Origin of the sequence: Ferrimonas aestuarii, assembly GCF_005116665.1 — a bacterium.
In the GTDB taxonomy this organism is placed as follows: Bacteria; Pseudomonadota; Gammaproteobacteria; order Enterobacterales; family Shewanellaceae; genus Ferrimonas; species Ferrimonas aestuarii.
Window position 1 is genome coordinate 18,090 of record NZ_SWCJ01000006.1, and the last position, 20,266, is coordinate 38,355.

At 50.7% G+C, this 20,266-nt stretch carries 15 protein-coding genes; 12 read left to right on the top strand and 3 right to left on the bottom strand.

Annotated features, from left to right (window positions below):
- Positions 1–393: 393 nt before the first annotated feature.
- A complete protein-coding gene (locus FCL42_RS10280) occupies positions 394–2,310 on the top strand; it encodes a methyl-accepting chemotaxis protein (RefSeq protein ID WP_136863332.1) in 1,917 nt (638 codons plus the stop codon).
- Positions 2,311–2,365: 55 nt separating this feature from the next.
- Here FCL42_RS10280 and FCL42_RS10285 read toward each other — a convergent pair whose 3' ends face one another.
- Positions 2,366–3,664 carry a 4Fe-4S binding protein gene (locus FCL42_RS10285; RefSeq protein WP_169308358.1) on the bottom strand — a complete coding sequence of 433 codons (1,299 nt, stop codon included), beginning with the start codon at positions 3,662–3,664 and terminating at the stop codon, positions 2,366–2,368.
- Positions 3,665–3,861: 197 nt separating this feature from the next.
- On the opposite strand from FCL42_RS10285, the gene FCL42_RS10290 reads away from it, so the two are divergent.
- The 8 genes from FCL42_RS10290 (at position 3,862) to FCL42_RS10325 (ending at position 12,278) form a co-directional block, all read left to right on the top strand.
- On the top strand, positions 3,862–4,428 hold the full coding sequence (locus FCL42_RS10290) for a TetR/AcrR family transcriptional regulator (RefSeq protein WP_136863334.1): 567 nt from the start codon (positions 3,862–3,864) through the stop codon (positions 4,426–4,428).
- 277 nt (positions 4,429–4,705) lie between these two features.
- A complete protein-coding gene (locus tag FCL42_RS10295) occupies positions 4,706–5,395 on the top strand; it encodes a pseudouridine synthase (RefSeq protein WP_136863335.1) in 690 nt (229 codons plus the stop codon).
- Between the two features lie 86 nt (positions 5,396–5,481).
- Positions 5,482–6,513 carry an MBL fold metallo-hydrolase gene (locus FCL42_RS10300; protein WP_136863336.1) on the top strand — a complete coding sequence of 344 codons (1,032 nt, stop codon included), beginning with the start codon at positions 5,482–5,484 and terminating at the stop codon, positions 6,511–6,513.
- Between the two features lie 266 nt (positions 6,514–6,779).
- Positions 6,780–7,391, top strand: a complete 612-nt coding sequence (locus FCL42_RS10305; protein ID WP_136863337.1) for a DUF4402 domain-containing protein — start codon at positions 6,780–6,782, stop codon at positions 7,389–7,391.
- A gap of 108 nt (positions 7,392–7,499) precedes the next feature.
- Positions 7,500–7,892 (top strand): DUF4402 domain-containing protein, encoded by a 393-nt coding sequence (locus FCL42_RS10310; RefSeq protein ID WP_169308359.1) that lies wholly within the window; start codon positions 7,500–7,502, stop codon positions 7,890–7,892.
- A 9-nt stretch (positions 7,893–7,901) separates the two neighbouring features.
- Positions 7,902–8,708: a fimbrial biogenesis chaperone gene (locus FCL42_RS10315; protein ID WP_136863339.1), complete on the top strand. Its 807-nt coding sequence runs from the start codon at positions 7,902–7,904 to the stop codon at positions 8,706–8,708.
- Between the two features lie 67 nt (positions 8,709–8,775).
- Positions 8,776–11,664 (top strand): carboxypeptidase-like regulatory domain-containing protein, encoded by a 2,889-nt coding sequence (locus FCL42_RS10320; RefSeq protein WP_136863340.1) that lies wholly within the window; start codon positions 8,776–8,778, stop codon positions 11,662–11,664.
- 14 nt (positions 11,665–11,678) lie between these two features.
- Positions 11,679–12,278: an SPOR domain-containing protein gene (locus FCL42_RS10325; RefSeq protein WP_136863341.1), complete on the top strand. Its 600-nt coding sequence runs from the start codon at positions 11,679–11,681 to the stop codon at positions 12,276–12,278.
- On the opposite strand, the gene FCL42_RS10330 is transcribed toward FCL42_RS10325, so the two are convergent.
- Positions 12,275–12,886, bottom strand: a complete 612-nt coding sequence (locus tag FCL42_RS10330; protein WP_136863342.1) for a TetR/AcrR family transcriptional regulator — start codon at positions 12,884–12,886, stop codon at positions 12,275–12,277. The genes FCL42_RS10325 and FCL42_RS10330 overlap by 4 nt on opposite strands.
- 215 nt (positions 12,887–13,101) lie before the next feature.
- Here FCL42_RS10330 and FCL42_RS10335 point away from each other — a divergent pair, with 215 nt between their 5' ends.
- The 3 genes from FCL42_RS10335 (at position 13,102) to FCL42_RS22045 (ending at position 19,137) form a co-directional block, all read left to right on the top strand.
- Positions 13,102–14,076, top strand: a complete 975-nt coding sequence (locus FCL42_RS10335; protein ID WP_229359831.1) for an MBL fold metallo-hydrolase — start codon at positions 13,102–13,104, stop codon at positions 14,074–14,076.
- On the top strand, positions 14,073–14,945 hold the full coding sequence (locus tag FCL42_RS10340; RefSeq protein WP_169308360.1) for an SDR family NAD(P)-dependent oxidoreductase: 873 nt from the start codon (positions 14,073–14,075) through the stop codon (positions 14,943–14,945). The genes FCL42_RS10335 and FCL42_RS10340 overlap by 4 nt, the downstream gene beginning before the upstream one ends.
- A 367-nt stretch (positions 14,946–15,312) precedes the next feature.
- Entirely contained in the window at positions 15,313–19,137 is a 3,825-nt protein-coding gene (locus FCL42_RS22045) for a S8 family serine peptidase (protein ID WP_169308361.1), read from the top strand.
- Positions 19,138–19,298: 161 nt separating this feature from the next.
- Here the strand turns inward: FCL42_RS22045 and FCL42_RS10350 are convergent, their stop codons facing one another.
- Positions 19,299–20,048, bottom strand: a complete 750-nt coding sequence (locus tag FCL42_RS10350) for a TetR/AcrR family transcriptional regulator (RefSeq protein ID WP_229359832.1) — start codon at positions 20,046–20,048, stop codon at positions 19,299–19,301.
- Between the last annotated feature and the right edge of the window lie 218 nt (positions 20,049–20,266).

Consider the following 20,266-nt stretch of genomic DNA (forward strand, 5'->3'; position numbering starts at 1 on the left):
CTCCTTGGCGTGATATCAGGTAACTATCTCAATTCCTGTACTGAAACCACAAGCGCAGTTTGTATCGACACGTAAATCCCCCCAACTCCTCACTTCCGTAATTAAATTACAAATACGTCCATTTCACCCAAAGCACTGATTGGAAATAGCGCTCTACTTCAATGGGGCATTTTTGTTTGCCCACACTTAAAACCAAAACTTAGCCGCACTTCCAAGCCAACATTGTGAATATATTTCAATCAATTAGATCGAGATCACACTTCAGTCGGGTGATTTTTGAACTAAAACAAGAAAGATTTACTGAAAGAAAATTACACTATGCCGATATATTGTCATCGGCTGCTGTTTGGGCCATTGAATCTTGAATCCGTTTTTAGTTCCTGAGGTAAACCTGTGCAGAGTTTGAATAATTGGAGCATCAACACCAAATTGGTAACCGGCACCACTTTTGCCGTGTTGCTGTCGACAATTCTTATCGGCCTAATCGCCCAATGGCAGATTAAGACGGTGCTGACTCATCGTCATGTGGATGTTGAGATGCCAACCATGCTGACCAAAATCAGCAATCAGATCGACTACGAAGTCCACACTCTGCTAGAGGCCGCCGAACAGGTTGCCAACAGCCCCTTTGTGCGCGAAGAGATTCAGCCACAAAACATCAATGAAAACACCGAATCTCGTTTGGTTGCTCACCTTAATGCCATTCGCGATCAATATGATCTCAATGACGCTTCCGTCGCCAATCGAGACACCGCCTACTATTGGAACCAGAACGGCTTCTTGCGCGAACTCAACCATAGCCAAGACAGCTGGTTCTTCAATTTTATCGGCTCAAACCAGCCAACCATGGTGAGCATGTTCCAGGAAGCCAATGGCGAAGTGAAAATGTTTGCCAACTTCCAGTCCACCAGCAAAGGCACCTTATCTGGCTTATCCAAGTCCATGGACGATATGGTCAGCCTGCTGAACGGCTTCAAAATTGAAGAGACCGGCTACGTGTTTTTGGCGGACGCTCAAGGCATCATCAAGATCCACAAACACACCGACAAAAACGGCTCGAGCCTGCAAAACCTATATGGTAACGACGTAAACCAGCTGCTGAACAAAAGCAGCTTCAATCTGATTCGCACTCAGGTGAACGGTGAAGAGGTGTTTGTTTCCAGCAGCTACATCAAGTCGATGGATTGGTTCCTGATCGGCGTAGCTCCAGTAGATGAAGTGTTTGCCGAGCTCAACTCCATCATGCAGAAGATCATGATAACAACGCTGATCATCGCCGCGGTCTTTATTCTGGTGAGCATGGGATTTGCAAAAACCATCTCCCAGCCAATCCGAGCCATCGCTGAACGCTTCCAAAACCTAGGAGAAGCCAATGGCGATCTGGCGCAGCGAATCGACGTTAACGGCAATGATGAAATCGCCCAGCTTGCTCGAGGCTTTAACAACTTCATCGCTAAAATCCATCAGTCGATGATTGAAGTTGCCGCAGCGAGTCAAGAGCTACACAACGCCGCCGAAGGAGTGTCGACTAAAGCCAACACCACTCACTCTAATAGCCAAATTCAGCGCGACCAGACCGTGCAAGTGGTGGCATCCATCAATGAGATGGGGCAAACCATCTCCGAGATCGCGTCCAACGCTGCAACGGCAGCCGATACCGCCAACCAAGCATCCATGGAGTCTGGCAATGGCCAAACGGTCGTGACTCAGTCTAAAGAGGCGATTACTCGTCTGGCGATGGATCTGGAAAACACCACGGCAGTGGTAGAACAACTGGCCAGTGGCACACAAGAGATTGGCTCCATTCTTGAGGTGATCCGCAGTATCTCCGAGCAAACCAATTTATTGGCACTCAACGCCGCCATCGAAGCAGCTCGAGCGGGAGAGCAGGGCCGAGGTTTTGCGGTGGTCGCTGACGAAGTTCGAAGTTTGGCAAGCCGCACCGCTGGCTCGACGGAAGAGATTCAGAAGATGATCAACCGTCTTCAAGATGACGCTCAGCAAGCGGTTGCCGCCATGGATGCAGGCAAAACGATTAGCCAAGAGGGCGTTACCCGCTCTGATGAAGCCGTGGAAGTATTGGCACAGATCTCTCAGCACATTGTGGAGATCACCGATCGCAACAATCACGTAGCCACCGCCACTGAGGAGCAATCCACCGTGGTCTACACCATCAATCAGAACATCGAAGAGATCAACAGCGTCAACACTCAAACCACGGAGACCGCCTCTGAGCTGGCCACAGCAAGCCAAGAGCTGCAATCCCTGTCGGTACGACTAGGTCATTTGGTGGGCGGCTTTAAGCTCTAACCATTCAACAGGGCGCACGGTGATCACTTTGCGCCCTTTTTTTCCCTTACGGCCATTAAAACATGGGTAATTTATCGATGTTTTGCCACAACATCACCCGAATCTGATCGGTCACATCACTGTTCCATAGGCCTAACCCAGCTCCCATCAGTGGAATGACAAACAGAGTAACCACAATAATTACCACCATCGCCAAGGGCGTCAGTTTGATCCTGTTCATTGGCAGCGCACTCGCCAATGCCCCTCGGCTCGGACACGCCGATACGCAGCGCTGACAGCTATTGCACTCATCACTATGCACTGTGTTAACCAAGTGCACGTTAATCCGTGAAGGGCACGCCCGCTGGCACTTGTCGCAGTCCATGCCTTTGGTATTACGGAGGCAGCGGTCGGTATCACGGCGAATCTTCAGAGGACTGAATGCGCCAACAATGGCCATCAAGGCACCATAGGGGCAGAGGTATCGACAAAAGCCATTTCGACGCACCGCCGCCAACGCAACAATGGAGACGATGCCCACTAGCGTCGGAGCGGAAGGGGAACTGAACATCACCCACATTTTCATGTCCGCCGCTTGATGATAAGCCCCATTGAGATAGCGCATCACCATCATCCCTGGCATCCCCAAAAACACCAAGTTGATCATCGCTGCCAACAAGGCATATTTTACCGCCCGCAATAGCCAGTCAACGGCCGTAGTCAACCAAAGCACTGCCTTACTCCAACGGCGGTCACTGAGTTGCAGGCGTTCTATCGCATTCACAGGCAGCACTCGGCGCCGAAGCTGATAGAGCTGCTCACCCAGCCAACCGATAGGGCAAGCCCAACCACAAAAGCCACGCTTGACCACCACACTGAGCAGCAGTGCCACCAGCAGCATCATCAGCCCTGCTGGATGAGCGCTATCCCAAAGGCCGTAACTAAACAGCGCCTTTAATTGAATGGCCGCTGCCACAGGCAAGAACGCATCGACGATGTTTGGACGAGCAACATCAGGAACACCATCGCCAAGCTGCCACATATAGACTGCGTACTGAAGCGCCGCAATGGCCATGGCAGCCACCAGCAACCACTGAGTTGCCGTGCGCCAGCGGTTCCAATGTCGCTGTTTGTGATCCGGTGGCATCAACCGAGCCAGAACCGGAAAACGCACCGACAAATTGGGTAGCTTCTCCGCCGCCAGCAGCAACAGCGTCACGCCAGCCAATACAGCCCAAACCCAGGGTGCAAGGGTTAACCCCCAAGCCACCAACAACAAACCCAACGTTAACAGCGCTCCCCACACCCTCTGGCCCACAACGAGAGCCCATAAACCAACAGGTAACGCAATACCGATGGCTAACCACTCACTCATAGTCATGTTATCTGTTCTCTTAATCACTCGACTTAGTCAGCGTAAGAGCAAATTTATTCGCTGCTAAGAGACAACCTCAGCATTCTGTTTCATCGCCACATCCTTTGTTCTGAATCTGTGATCTGCGCAATCTCTTATGATGAACCGCAGGCAAACGCTGAGCTCTAACCCATTAAGCAAACAGCCGAACTCACAGCATGAGCACCAGCGAAACTAAGATTATTCAGGCATTCAAGCGCCAGCTTGGCATCAACCATTACAGCCAAATCACGGCGAGCGAGCTGATGTCCCAAGCAAAAGTAAGTCGCAGCACCTTCTATCGTCACTTCGGAGCAAAATTGGATGTGTTGTTGCGCCTGCATGAATTGGCCTTTCACGGCTTGCTGAAAGAGTTAAAGCAACCACAAGATTGGCACGCCATTACGCCCCCTGAGTCACTGGTGACGCTGCTAAAGCGCTTCGAAGGGCAGCGAATTCTTCATGGTTCCATGACCTCGCAGATGGGCGCCGATGGTGATTTGGCTCATCGGCGAATTCAATCCAGTTTGGAGCACGTTCTCCAACATCGGTTAGAGCAGTGTTTTGAGCATCATCAATGGGCTGTGTCACTGGAGCTGCTGGTGCACTCCATCGGTGGGCTCTATATGACTCATCTCAGCCTCCTCAGGCAAAAAAAGCCTCACCAAAGCGCCGAACACGCCGCCCAGATCATTCATCGCCATACACGGGCACTAGTACTGGATGCGGCTTTAGCTTCAAAGTAACGATTTGGATATGCAGAGAAGTTAAGGGTTGTCCCCATTCTGATCGCGACGTTCTGGCTGCAGAATCTAAAAAAACCACTTCACACCATGACTAAATTGCCAATAACACCCATCCATTAAGCAATGCGGTTTCCTTCAACAACGCTCCCCCCCTTCTGGGTATTGGTAAGGCGGTCTCCATAGGGGTGGAATCGCCATTTCGATTCAACCTTTTCAGTCTCACTGACTCACCCTAGCCTGAGGTATACTGAAGCGTCATTTTTTACTCAAGATTATTATGCGACTGGATAAATATCTCTGCGGCGCCACCGAACTGACCCGTTCTCAAGCGAAAAGACTGCTAAAACAGGGTGAAGTCACGGTCAACGAACAGATCATCAAAGACGCCGCCTTTAAGGTACAGCCTCAAGACCAAGTCTGCATTGAAGGCGAAACCATCAGTGTTCGAGGGCAGCGTTACATCATGGTGCATAAGCCCGAAGGCATGGTGTGCTCACACATCGACGACGGTGGCTATCCTTCGGTGTTTAATCTGTTGGATGAGCCTAAGTTGGATGAACTCAAGATTGTTGGTCGCCTTGACGCCGATACCACCGGCCTAGTGCTACTGACCTCAGATGGCCAGTGGTCGCACCGAATCACCTCACCTAACAGCCAATGCCCGAAACGCTATCGAGTCACCTTGGTTCACCCCATCGATGACGATGCCATCGACCAGCTCAAACAAGGGGTGATGCTCAACGGGGAAACCGATCCCGTTTCCGGTGACGTTGAACGAATTAGCGATAACGAAATCTGGCTGACCATCTCGGAAGGAAAATACCATCAGGTGAAGCGAATGTGCGCTGCCGTCAGTAATCGCGTCGAGTCTCTGCACCGCCAGCAGATTGGCAATTTGGAACTGGATCCCATCCTTGAAGAGGGCGAGTGGCGATTCCTTCGCGACCATGAAGTGTCACAGTTCTGACCCCAATTATTCCGATTTCTGACTCAGTCGTGTCATAAGCCAAGCTCCACAATCTCTGTGAATCTATGCAGAGATTGGGAGCGATAATGGCACCTGTTAAGCACCATACCAAGACCGGCTTTTGCAATACGGAAACTCTCTATAAACCCAACTTTAAAAGCCACTTACTTACTCTCAAACGCTATCTAACCACCCCTAGAATTCACGCTCGCCCACAAGGTAGCCTGCCTCAAATTTCGCTCAGTGCCGATACATTAAACCAGCAGCGACAAGGCGCACTTTACCGACTAGGTCATTCCACGGTACTTATTCATCTGGATGGCAAGTGGTTACTGACAGATCCTGTATTCAGCGACCGAGCTTCGCCGGTGACTTGGGCCGGTCCCAAGCGGTTTCAGCCAGCCCCCATTCAAATCAAGGAACTGCCTTTTATTGATGCCATCATCATCAGTCACGATCACTACGACCATCTCGATAAAGCCAGCGTTATCGCCCTCGCGCCCAAGGCAGGGCGATTCATCTGCCCGCTGCGCGTCGGCAACCACCTGCGCCGTTGGGGCATCAGTTCACAACAGATCATCGAGCTGGACTGGTGGCAACACCACAATATGAACGGCATAGAACTTACCGCTTGCCCCAGTCAACACTATTCAGGCAGGACTTTAAGGGATAAAGACCAAACCCTGTGGGCCAGCTGGAGCATCAAAGGCGTGGAGGCAAGCCTCTATTTCAGTGGCGATTCTGGCTACTTTGGCGGTTTTAAGGAGATAGGGAGTCGCCTTGGGCCATTCGACTTTACCCTAATGGAAACCGGGGCCTATGATGAGGCTTGGGCGGATGTGCATATGCAGCCAGAGCAAAGTCTTCAGGCTCACCGGGATCTTCGCGGCAAGGTAATGGTGCCAATTCATAACGCCACTTTCGATTTGGCGCTGCACCCTTGGTTTGATCCTCTACAGCGGATCGATGCCCTTGCGAAATCACACCATGTCCCTTTAATGACCCCGATGCTTGGCGAGCCATTGTTGTTCACTCAAACACCGAGTCAGGTCAATTGGTGGTACCCACAGTCACCAAAACCAGCCCATTCAGTTCAAGCGCTCAAAACCGGCACCTAAACAGCAGTGGTTTAAAGCCAACCTTTTTAAAGGCGACAAATTAGGCCTATTCAGTTAACACAGATTGCGGCATCAAGGTTGATCTAGCTCACAAATATGGCAAGCCACCCTTTAGAAAAAGTCCAGCTTATCACTCAACAACCGATAAGCTAGATAGCCGGGAAAAGATGCGCTCGAGCGATGACGCACCCGCTTTTATAAAAAAACGCCGCATTCTCCTGAACTCCAAGGAGAATTTGCAGTAGCTGTAATAATAAGGAGCTTCCATGACAATGATGCCAAAGCCGCTCGCTCTGGCCCTTGCCGTATCCACCTTGGCACTAAGCCAGGTTGCGGTAGCCGAGACCGTATCTGCCACCGCCACCGTGACGGTACGCAACGCTTTCACCTTAACCGAAGACAGCGCATTAAACTTTGGTGAAATTCGAGCCACCCCAGACCCAACCGCCGGTACCACCCCTGCTAATGTTGCTACCATCGCCTTGAACTCTAATGGTTCTTGGGGAGCACCATCATTAGGTGGTGTAGCCAACATTCAAGTTCTTTCCGGTGGTGCGCCAGCAACCTTCACCGTCTCCGGTGTGGCGCCGTTCTCGAACCTGACTCTCACACTGCCAACAACTCCAGTTAACCTCACCACAGGCTCCGCTCCTCCGGGAGCATCTAAGCTGATCGTTAATGCTTTCGAAGCCACCATTACCAGCGGCGCCAACTCAGGCACGCGCTATGCTTCTGCAGGCGATCTGCAAGCAGACGTGAGTGGTGAAGTTACCTTTGCCGTTGGAGCAACGCTTTCAACCGACAATGTCGATAATGTGGGCGCCAGCTACATGGATACCGCATACAGCGGCACCTATACCGTTGAAGTAACCTACTAAGCGTCTACATTGCGTGTCTTCACGCCGCACTTGCCTTCCCTAAAGCAGGTGGCCAAGTGTCTGACTCTTTTTTGGTTTAGCACCCCCTGTTTGGGGGTGCACTTTATCGTGGAACAACCTTTAAATTTTGGTGTGGTCAGCATTAGTGACAACAGCGTAAAAAGCTCACTCACTATTACCGAACTGGGCAATGTTTCCTCCACACACGCCCTATGGCGCATCACCCCAGGAGAGCCCGGACGTTATCGCTTTAGCGGTTTTGCCCCCTTCACTCGAGTCAATTTTAGCCACCTAATTAGTCAACCTTTGGTTCATATGGGTAACGGCAGAGGGGAGACGTTTGAACTCAAAACCCTGTTGATGGGAAGCACTCAGGTCGCGGATCAATACGGCGAATTGGTTGTACCGGTAGGGGGAGTCATCGAATCGACAGGAAACAACAACCCCAACTATCAAGACGGCGATTATCAAACTCGATTTAGCATCACCATTAGCTATTAACAGGCAAATATGAGCACCTTTAGCACTCGACTTTTCTCTGGCATTGCACTTTTTCTCCTTAGCCTAAAGATGGCCTATGGGAACTTACTGATTTCACCCACCCATCTAGTATTGGAGGATCGGCAGCGCAGCAACAAAATTACCCTGATTAATAGTGGCCAACATACTCAAACCTATCGATTGGTTTGGAAGACAAAACAAGCCCAACCTCAGGGTGGCTACCAAGATATTGATCCAAACAGCGCTCCCTTGACGCTGCGAGCCGACACCATGATTCGCTTTAGCCCTCGGCAAGTCACACTGGCTCCAGGGCAACGACAGACCATTCGAGTTTCTGCAAGACGCCCCAAGGATCTCATCGACGGTGAATACCGCTCTCACCTGTCCTTCATTGCGCTACCGGCTGAAACAAGAAGTCACAATTCCGGCATCAGCCTGGATGTGGTCATGAACTACACCATGCCTGTAATGGTGCGTCATGGCGCATCAAAACAAAACACGCAACTGATCACCGCCAGCAATGAATTCATTGGTAAAGACAAGGCAAAATTTAACCTAGAGTTGGCTCATCAAGGCCACACCTCAACCTGCGGCAACTTAGTGATTTTGTGGCGAGACAACACCAGCGATACCCCAAGAGAGGTGGCCCGAATTAACCAGTTTCGCATCTACCCTGAGCTCACTCAACTCAATGTCAGCCTAACCAGTTACCAGCAGGTACCCAACTACGGACAATATCAAGTGACATTTACGGGCTTGAACTCACTGGAAGGGCAGCAACTTTTCCAAAGCCCTTGGATTAACATCAAACCCTAACTGATCATTCTCCGTGCGCCGATTTCCATTCGCTTTCATTTGGTTGTCTTGGATGTTGGCTGTGCCCATGGCACAGGCCAGCGCCGATGCATCCGGCAATCAGCGTTTGTTGGATGCCATTAAACGCATTTCGCAAAGTTACCAATCTCAAGCGTCTCCACTACCGGTTCAGGCTCAAATTCCAAATGGCGAAGAGCTACTGCTTGAACTCAGTGTTGAGGGATATTCCATTGCAGATATTCTTGCGATTAAATCCACTGGCTCAGCAATGATCAACCTAGAAGAGTTGGCGCTCCTTTTGGGATTCAACATTCAGTATCAGGCTGATAGCAACCGTTATGAGGGCTGGTTTCTTACTCCCGAGAATCGCTTTGCTCTGCCTCTGACTGTGAATGATGAGAACTTCGTTGTCCAACTTGGCGAGCAACACTACCGGTTAGATACACAACAGATAACACAGAAGCAGGATCAACTGTACGTTGAAGCGGGTCTCCTCGAACGCTGGTTCGGGCTTCAGATCAAATTTCAATTTGACGATCTGCATGTCGCTATCAGCAGCCAGCAACCATTGCCAGTCATTACCCAGATAAAACGAACCGAAAAACCTCTTACGGTACGCAAACAGGTTGGCAAAGCCAGCTTGCCAGAGCAGGAAACCGACTATAAATGGCTCGCGCCACCTTCGGTGGATCTGCAGTTGCAGTACAGTGGCGATGGCGATCGAAACTTCGCCAACTACTCTCTGTTAGGAAGTCAGGATCTACTGCGCGGTAATGCGCAGTTCTATCTCAGTGGCACCCAAGATCAGCATTTGGATCAAGCTCGAATTACCCTATCGAAACAATCAGCCCAACCGGAGTTGCTCGGCGCACTCAAGGCCACCAATGTTGAAGTCGGAGACATCACCCCTATCGTTCATGGAACAGGCAACACCACAGGACTCAGTCGAGGCGTTCGCTTTGATAACAAGGGGCCCAATAGCATCAACAGCAACCGAACCCTGACTCTCGAAGGAGACATTCAACCAGGCTGGGACATCGAGTTGTTCCACAATCAGTTACTGATCGCCAAACAAAGCAGCGACCAGCAGGGTCGCTACCAGTTCAACGACGTAAAACTGGTTTACGGCGACAACCGCTTTGAAGTGGTGATGTATGGCCCCTATGGCGAAGTAGAACGCCGAGTAGAGTCGGTCTATCTCGACAGTCGAAGCCTAGAGTCGGACTCTACCCACTACGCTTTTTCTATCGCTGAGCTCAACACAGGCGTGTTCTCACACTACGACCGCTATGAGTCCAGCGAAGGCTGGCAAGCCAGCGGCACCATCAGCCGAAATTTCACTCCGTGGCTTGGACTGGAGCTGGGTTCGAGCCTGATCGAGGGCAAGCAAGGTCGGCGACATGACCTCTCCCTATCCTCTAACCTCGCTTTGGGGGATTTCTGGTTGATGGACAGCCAGTATCAGTATGGCAGTTTGGGGGATCACTCCTATCAATTGGGTTTACGCGGTGGCCTAGGTGATCACAACCTATATGGCTATTTTGAGCGCCAGCAATTACGTAATCCCGAAGACTGGAGTCAGGGAAATGAGCTGACTGAATACGGCATTGAACTTGGTGGTCAACCGCAATTTGGCGCTCGATATCGTCTAAATTATCGCGTTGGTGGAGAAGTCTGGGAAAGCCACTCTAGAGACCAACAACAATGGTACGCGGCGGCCAACTGGCAGGCATGGGGCCTCGGTTTCGAGCACGGACAATATTGGTTAGATACCAGCGACAGTGATGCTCAACTCTCTGGAAACCTCCGCATCTCCAGTAATCACATGGGCCACTACCTCAAGTTTGATACTGAGTTCCAGTCACTTCCCGATTGGCAGCTCAACTTGGTCGGTCTTGAGTGGTCTATGCCAATAGCCCCTGTGGTATCCGGTGAGTTGGATCTGGAATATCGCCCTCAAATTGAGGAACTCAACACCAGAGCTAGCTTTACTTGGCACCTAGAGCAGTTGTATCTGAACACCTATAGCAACTGGAGCAGTAATGACAAATGGAGCTTTGGGCTACTCGCCAAGGTCAGCATTGGCTATCAAACTCAAGCCGACAGCTTACTGGTGAGCCGTGCCTCTTTAGCGAACCAAGGCACCCTACTGGTCACCGTATTTCATGATCTGAATGGCAACGGCATTCACGAGGTCAATGAGCCCGTTCTACCTGGAGTGAAAATTCGCGCCCCTCAGAGCTATCGCCAAGCTCACACCGACCGCGATGGCATTGCTACCTTGTACAACATGCCGGCTCTGCGAAGCTCCGACATCATTGTCGATCGCGACAGCATCCCTGAACCATTCTTAATTCCGGCAACCCCTGGCGTATCCTTACAGCCCAAACGTGGCCTGATTAGCGCATTATCAGTACCTTTAGTTGAAGCAACCGAAGTGGATGGCACCCTCTATCAACAAGACTCTGAACAGCCAGCGGCCTACGTAAACCTCATGCTGGTCGATGCACAGCAGCAAGTAGTAGCAAGAACCCGCAGTGAGTTTGATGGCTATTATCTATTTACCGACCTATTACCTGGGCAATACCAGCTCCGGCTTGATGCCGATGCTAGCCCTAATCTGGCCACTAAAAAACTCTCCCAACACCAACTGGATCTGACTCAACCCGGAACCGTGGTGGCCGGTTTGGATCTCAACCTGATAAATCCAAAGTCAAGATTCACCCTCAATTTAGGAGAGTTTCACTCACAGCAAATCATGACGCTGTTCGTACAACTCCTCAATCGCCAGCATTTCGCAATTCAGCAGGCAAACGCACAGTTGTGGTCCCAACAACAGAACAGCAAGTTCCAGCTTAATTTCAATCTGTACGAAACTCGATCTGCCGCAAACAACGGCTGTCGAACCTTGATGGAATACGGCGTACAATGCAGCGTTAAACAGATGTCACTGTAATCAAGGAATCGTCGGTGCAGAGCGTAAACCATAAGCAAAAATTTGGACTGGGGCTAATCAGCCTGTGGATCCTGCTTACCTCAGGTTGCGCCAACACCCCCTCTGCAGAGCAGCAACTGGCTCTGCGCTTAGATAAGTTGGAGCAGCGAGTCGAACGCTTAGATCAGCAGCAGCAACAACTGATTAAGATGGCACCTCAACTGCAGCATCTTATCGACATCGAACAAGATTTACGGATCATCACCACCGAACTGGCGAAATTGGATGATGATCTCAGCACCAACCCAATAGCCACTCAACAGCCACAAGCTGCCATCGTCCAAATTCCTGCAGCTCCGATGCCGGTACCGGCGGCACCTTCAGCTAACTCAGGGCCCTACACCCTACAGTTGATCTCCACCCAGAAGCAGCCACTCACCCGAAGCCATTGGCAATCCGTGGCCGCAGCAAATCTACCGGAATTAGCAGGGCTGTCCCCAAAATTTGAACGGGTGGTTTTGAAACAGGGAACCTTTTTTCGCCTGAAGATCGGTGCTTTCGATAGTAGGCAAGCGTCCCAAACCTGCGACGCATTAAAGCGAGCCAATTTCGATTGCGTGGTCGTGCCTCGTTAACTCTGATAGTGACTCAAAAACATCGCTGCTGACTGCTCGGCAACCTGCAACTGTTTCTGCTTGGGCAGCGGATCAGCTGCTTTCATCATCTGCGGCCAAAACCCACAACCTTTAATCAAGCCGTGCAACTGCTCATGAGCCATTTGGATATCCATTGGCTTTAAGCGCTTATCGGCAATCGCCGCTTCCAACCAACGAATCAATGCCGTCTCCTGCACCGCATACTTCTCCATCTCAGTCCTAAGCAGTTCGGGGTGATAGAAGAAATGGCCAAAGGCCACACGAACCAGATCCAGATAAGCCTGATCATTAAAGATGGCGAGTTCATGAGCCAGCAGTTGCTGGAGCTGGGATTGCAGCGTTTGCTCACTATCATAGGTCAGCGGCACATTGGCCACCGACTGATGCCACATCTCATTAATCAGATGCATCACCAACGCCTCTTTGGTGTCAAAGTGATTATATACAGTACGTTTCGACACTTGAGCGGTGGCGGCGATGTTGTCCATGCTGGTGCCTTGAACACCGAGCTCGGTAAACAGCGCTTTCGCGGCATCCACAATGGCTTGACGTTTTAGTTGGCTACGGGTGGGTTTTACTGGTTGCATGGACGGACTCGGCGAATTAAAGATGCGCTGATTTTACACTTTGCAGTTTACTTTTACATCCCAATTAGTAAACTACACCGACTAGTTTACTAACTATTTAATCTATGACTCGTTTGACTATCGCCATCGTCGTTATCGTAGGAGTACTTATGACCAGTTCATATATCGTGGCAAGTGACTCAAATACAAAAAAGTTTGCGAATGCTGAAGCTTCTATGACCACCACTCCAGCCAAAGTATGGCAACTGTTTAAGGCCTATTGGCAGGATAACCGAAACGCCGCCACTCCAAATCAACCGATTCCCGTTCGCACTCTGTCCCCAGCAGAACTGCAACATAAATCAGAAGCAGGACTATATCGATTGGGGCATTCAACGGTGTTGATTCGTGTTGATGGTGAGTACCTACTCACCGATCCGGTTTTCAGTGACCGCGCTTCTCCAGTGCAGTGGGCTGGGCCCAAACGATTTCACGATGCCCCCATCAGCATGGCGCAACTGCCAAAGCTAAAAGCGGTGATCATCAGCCATGACCACTATGACCACCTGGACAAACACAGTATGGTTAGCCTAGCCGACAAAGTTGAGCAGTTCGTCGTCCCTCTCAAGGTGGGTAACCATCTGCGCCGTTGGGGCATTAACCCCGATAAAATTGTGGAACTTAACTGGTGGCAGAGCATTGAATTGGGAAGCATACGTTTAACCGCCACCCCCACTCAGCACTTCTCTGGTCGAGGGCTGCTGGACAGGGATCGTACCCTGTGGGCAAGCTGGGTAGTTGAATCCCAGCAAGCAAAAATCTTCTTCTCCGGGGACTCCGGTTACTTCGGCGGCTTCAAAGAGATTGGCGATCGCTTTGGCCCCTTTGATCTCACACTGATAGAAACCGGTGCTTACAACGAATTGTGGTCTGAGATACACATGCTGCCGGAACAGAGCCTGCAAGCTCATCTCGATCTTCAAGGTAAAGCCATGCTGCCCATTCACAATGGCACCTTTGACTTGGCCCTCCACGAGTGGTTTGAGCCCCTAGAGCGGATCCAGCAACTGGCTCGTCAACATCAAGTCACCTTGGTCACCCCAATCTTTGGTGAAGAGGTCTCAATCAATCAACCTAGAATCAATCCAACTTGGTGGCAATCCGTAGAACCGGCGTTACAAACATGGGATCTGGCGGAAGCCAAACAATGAAAACCGCAGTCGTTACCGGCGGCAATCAAGGGCTAGGGTTTGAGTCTTGCCGCCAATTGGCACGGTTAGGTTTTCGCATCATTGTCGCCAGTCGCAACCTAAAGCGTGGCCAGCAAGCCGTGGCACAGATAAAAAGTCACTGCCCAGCGGCACAGATACAAACCTTAACGCTCGATCTTGCCAATTACGACTCCATCGACAGGTTTAGCGATCGGCTTCAACGCACTGTAGATCGCGTTGACCTGCTGCTAAACAACGCTGGCGTGGTGAATTTGGAATACTTGGCCCGAAACCATCAAGGTATTGAGTTGCAAATGGCCACCAACCATCTTGGCCACTTTGCCCTGACAGCTTCCCTGCTGCCACTGCTGCTGCAGTCCAATCAACCACGGGTCGTCACTCTAACCAGCGGCGGCTACAAGTGGGGCGACATTCGATTTGACGATCTCGGTTGGCAGCAACGCCCATATCACAGAGTCAAATCCTACGGCGACAGTAAACTGGCTAACCTACTCTTCAGTTACCAACTGCAGCAGGTATTCGACCAACACCAGATTAATGGAATTTCCCTAGCGGCCCACCCTGGACTCACCGGCACTGAGCGGCAACAATCCGTGGGCGTTGGAGGCTGGCTGAGCCGATTTCTTGCCTCGCCAGTGTCCCAAGGCGTGCAATCACAAATGCACGCTGCGACTGCCACTGCGGTTACAGGAGGGACACTTTGGGGGCCTCAGTTTGGTCTTAGGGGAAAACCCAAGTCCACGCCAATAACTGCCTTAATAACCAACCCCCAAATCGCCGAGCAACTTTGGCAGATCTCTGAACAGCTAACCGGTAGTGCTTGGCATCTGCCAACGCCATCACCCTAACATTCAATGAATTGGATGTATTTTCCACAAAGGCTCGTTTAAATCCAGCAATAATTAACAATAATTTCACATTGAAATATTGTTATTTGCCAGAAAGTTCACCAACTCTAGCAAATCACCGCAGAAAAACTGCACTCAACCCAGAGTATGGCGCTGCTTCAGGAGTATAAAAAGGAGAAAAATAAACCACTTTAGAGAAATTCTAATGAGTGATAGTGTTTTAACAATGTCGCAACAGCGACATTCAAGGATAAATAAAACACAACAAAAAGGACTTCTCTCGCAAATGAAGACACCAATCGCATTGGGGATAACGCTGGCACTCACCGCGCCTTCGCTTCTCGCATCGGATTTGGTTCCAATTTCAATGAAATTGGAAACTGACATTAGCCAACATCATGCCCCGCAGAACCGTGATCACCATATCGATCAAACTCCTCGTTTCTTGGTTCAACTTGAGGGTGAACCAATCTCAACTCACTCTGGCCTAGAGAGCATTAAAGGCTCGCGTACCGCAGACAACAAACTGAACTTCAGCAACGGTGCCGTGCGCTCCTATGCGGCGCAACTGAAGGCGCAGCGAGACTCTTTTGCTTCACAGGCCCAAGCGGTAGGCGCCAAAGTAGAAGTCGAATTCGATACCCTATTTAACGGCATCAGTGTTAAAGGCAAAGGGCTGACTAAAGAAAAGCTGCTGTCCATGCCTGGCGTAAAAGCCGTCTTTGATCATGCGCTCTATCACGTCAATATGGACGCCTCTCGTGCCCTGATTCACGCTCCTGAAGCTTGGGAGCTAGTAGGTGGCATGAGCCAAGCAGGTAAAGGCATTCGCGTTGCGATCATCGACTCAGGCATTCGCCCCGAGCACCCAATGTTCTCTGGAGAGGGCTTTACCGCTCCTGATGCTGCCTCCCTGCCTAATGACGATTATTGCGCAACCGTGGATGAGAGCTTCTGTAACGACAAGTTGATTGTGGCCCGTTACTCAACTCCGACCTTCGCTGTTGCCCCAGATGAGCACCTCAGCCCTCTAGGCTATGGTGGTCACGGCACTCACGTCGCAGGCACCGCCGTAGGTAACCTGATCAACGCCACCTACAACGGCGTAGATACCGAAATTTCCGGTGTCGCGCCGGGTGCGTACCTGATGTCTTACAAAGCGCTATACGCCCCTGCCGATGACATCTATGGCGGCTCTGGCTCCAACATCATGCTAATGGAAGCCCTGGAGATGGCGGTAAAAGATGGCGCAGACGTCATCAACAACTCTTGGGGTGGTGGTGCCGGTTCAAACCCCGCCTTTAGCCCATACCTAGAAGCTTTTGAAAATGCCGAAGGGGCAGGAATTGTCATCGTCTCAGCCGCTGGCAATGATGGCGGTTATGGTGCTAACACCATCGGCTGCCCGGGCTGCATAGAGGCGGGGATCACCGTCGCCAACACCACCCATGGACGCTTTTTTGCTAATGGACTGTCCATTGGCGACCTAAGCGATCTGGTAGCCATCGAAGGTAATGGTGAAGCGCGTTTGGGCGATCTGGAAACTGACTTTGTCGGCATGCCACTGAGCTCCATCACCGTTGATCCAGACAACTACGAAGGTTGTGCTCCCTTCCCTGCTGACAGCTTTAAAGACAAAGTGGCAGTCATCAGTCGCGGCAGTTGCGCTTTCTCCGACAAAGCGGCGAATGCCACTGAGGCTGGTGCCACTGCGCTGGTGGTATACAACAACCGTCCAGGCCAACCGTTCACCATGTCGATCAGTGCTACCATTCCAGCGGTGATGATCGACCAAGCCGACGGTGAAGCCGTGTTGACGCAGATCAGTGCCGCCGGCGAGCAAGGCGTTGAACTCACCCTAGGTAAAGAGACAAAGGCCTTGGTCAATCCGACCTATGCCGATAACGTCGCAGCCACCTCTTCTCGAGGGCCTAATGGCGATTCCAGCTTCCTAAAACCTGACATGGCCGCTCCGGGCACCAATATCTTATCGGCCTGGTCGATGGATGACCCTGGTTCCAACGGTGCCACCTTTGCCGCAATCAGCGGCACCTCCATGGCCAGTCCTCACGTTGCCGGAGCAGCCGCTCTGATGAAGCAGCAGCACCCAGAGTGGTCAGCCATTGACATCAAAACTGCCCTGACCTCGTCAACCAAGGCTAGTGGCTTAGTTAAAGAAGACTCCATCACTCCCGCAGACGCGTTCGACATCGGTGCCGGCCGCCTAGAAGTTGCAGATGCGCTCAACGCCACCGTCAGCTTCGATAAAGCTTCTCTGGTCAACTCCGCCTGTCTGAAGAGCTGTGATTTTACCTTCACGATCAACGATAAGCGTGATTCCAGCGATGAGACCGCCGTGGAATACAACGTCGCAGCAATACTCAGCGGTGCTGCCATTGAGTTCAGCAAGGACAACGTCAGCCTAGCTGGTGGAGAGTCCGCTGAAATTCAATTCAAAGTTGATAGTTCATTGATGCCCCAAGAAACCTGGCAGTTTGGTCACATCAGCATTAATGAAACCCAAGCACACCTGCCGCTCGTAGTCTTCGCCAATAGCGCCTCAGGTAACCACATCAACGTGGCTACCACCACAGCGACAGTGGCGGATCCAGTGAACACCCAGCTCTACTTTGAAAACTTGGGTTTTGGCAGTAACGATCTTCTGACCCTACGTACCATGCTGCCAGCAAACACCGAACTGGATGCCGACTCCGTAAAACTGTCTGTTTCCGGTGGCATTCAAACTGGCTTTAAAGTGGATGCGGAGCGAAACTCCATCGCCTGGACCGGTCGCCTAGCGGCATTTAATGCCGACCTGAAACTGAGTGCTGGCGGCTTCGGTTACGGCTTGAAGGCAAATGGCTCTGCACCAAGGTGTAACGACGGCTGTGATGAGACCAGCATCACCCTTGATCTTACCGCTTCGGGTTTACCTGGCTTCAAATACATTGGCCGTGAGTACACCACCATCACCATGTCCGACAACGGTCTGGCCATTGTTGGTGGCGGTAACCCAAGTGGGACTTTCACCAACCGTCAACTTCCCGATTCCAGTTCACCAAATAACATCTTGGCACCGTTTTGGACCGACTTTGATCTGTACGACGGCACCGATTCAGATACCGGTGGTGGCAACATGTACTACGGAGTCGTTGGTGACGGTGTAAATCAATGGTTGGTTCTCGAGTGGGCCGATGCCCAAGAGTACGACAGTGACACTGGCAACAAATACACCTTCCAGATCTGGCTGCAGCTGGGTGAGAAAGAAGGCGTACACTTCGAGTATCACAGCCTAGACGCACTGCCAAGCAACGTGACTGTCGGTTTCGAAGACATCAGCGGTGCTAACGGCGTAACTCTGTATCACAACGGTGAGGGCACCCCAGTTGCTGGCGGTGATATGGCCACAGTGAGCGGTTCAGAACCAGGCTTAGTTGAGATCGGTTTTGACTTCATGGTCACCTCTACCGATGCGGCAACTGACGACAGCATTACTGCTACCGAAGACATGGCCGTCGAGTTTGATCCAACAGAAAATGATCTCAAGGGCGCCACCCAAGCGCTGGAGTTTAGTGCCTCCACGGTCAACAAAACTCAACGCGCGATCAATCAGTTTAACTTAGCTAGCAGTGATAAGCTGGAGGCCAGCATCACCTCCGAACCCGCCAACGGCTCGGTTGTGAAAAATGATGACGGCAGCTTTAGCTACACACCAAACGCTAACTTCGCAGGTAAGGACAGCTTCAACTACAGCCTGAAGGATGACGAACTGGCAGCCGGTGACGCCACGGTTTCAATCACCGTTGAAAACGTCAATGACGCTCCAGTTGTGGCTGAAAGCACCACGCTGTCTGCCACTGAAGGTCAGCAAGCCGAGTTCGACCTGTCTGGTTATGTGACCGACGTTGATCAAGATGCACTGACTTGGAACATCGAGCAAACCTCAGGTACCGAAGTCAGTTTCAGCGTTGAAGGCAACACGTTGGCGCTCTCCGTGCCAGCGAACTCAGTGGGTTCCTCTCTGGTATTCACCATCACCGCCAACGACGGTACGGTCGACTCCAACACCGGTACCCTGACCATCGCCATCAGCGAAAGTGCCAGCGCTCAGTCTAACTCCACCAGCTCAGGTGGCCTAGGATACCTGCTACTGGCAATGGCCGGATTAGTATTGCGTCGCCGCTTACACTAAACTCCAGCCTAAAGAAAAATGCCGCTATTCTTAGCGGCATTTTTTCAAATTAAGTGAGGCCACCGACATAAATTTAATACAAACCTGATGAGTAAGACGGCCATTGAAATAGTAAATAAAGAAAATACCATTTATCACAAAATGTTATTTACCAATGCCATTTAAATATTAGGAAGCGACTCACACTCACTAAAACCATCAAACTTGTGACAATGTTCACAGTTGCGATTCTTATCGTATGACCGATCTAAGAAATCAAAAATCCGGTCGGACAGAGTTCTAAACTTGCCTTCAGTGGCAATTTCATTCCACTCATATCGGTTGAAGATCTCAGCCAAGTGTCGACAGAAAACTGAACTTTTATCACCTAGGTATTTATCGTCCATCAACTTACTTTCGTAACTTGATAAAATACCAGCCAAAAAGAAATAAACCGCTTGAGTAAACTCTTTCAGTTTCATCTCATCCGCCGTCAATGCGCCATGTTTTTGCGCTTCGCGAATGTGCAGTTCCAATCGACTCCAGAACAGATTAACTCGGTTCTTAAGCAGGCTAACCTTCTCGTCACTGGCCATCTGCCAGAACATGCTGTTAATAGATACTACCCGTAACGTATTGAAAGTCGGACTGCGCTTGACTGCTGCGAGAGAAAACAAGGCCGGAAGCGCCGCCTTTTCCATGGGCGTTAGATCGCCATTTTCTTTGAGGAAAACCGGCATATGGTTGGAAGTACAGTTGCGCAGAAAAAGGCAAACCAGCACATCCTCTTTGGAGCGGAAAAATTTATACAGAGTATGGTTAGAGCATTGGGCTTCCTTGGCTATTTGCGCGAACCGAAACGAAACAACGCCATTCTGGTCAATCAAATCTTCTGCCACATCTAACAATTGATTGCAGCGCAGCATATCCATTTTACTCTTAGGGCAATGCATCTTTAACCTCTCTCAAACTTCTGACAGAAGTTTGCCATGAGACGAAAAAAGATTTCGTTATTTAGGCCACAGAATTATTTTTCTTATTAGGTCAAAAAAATATTTTTGATATAGAGTCACGAAAAAGTTTTTCATCGGTATTTGGGTGTGATCCGCGTCAGATTTATCCGCATAGCAAAAGGCCAAAGTAGAGCCAT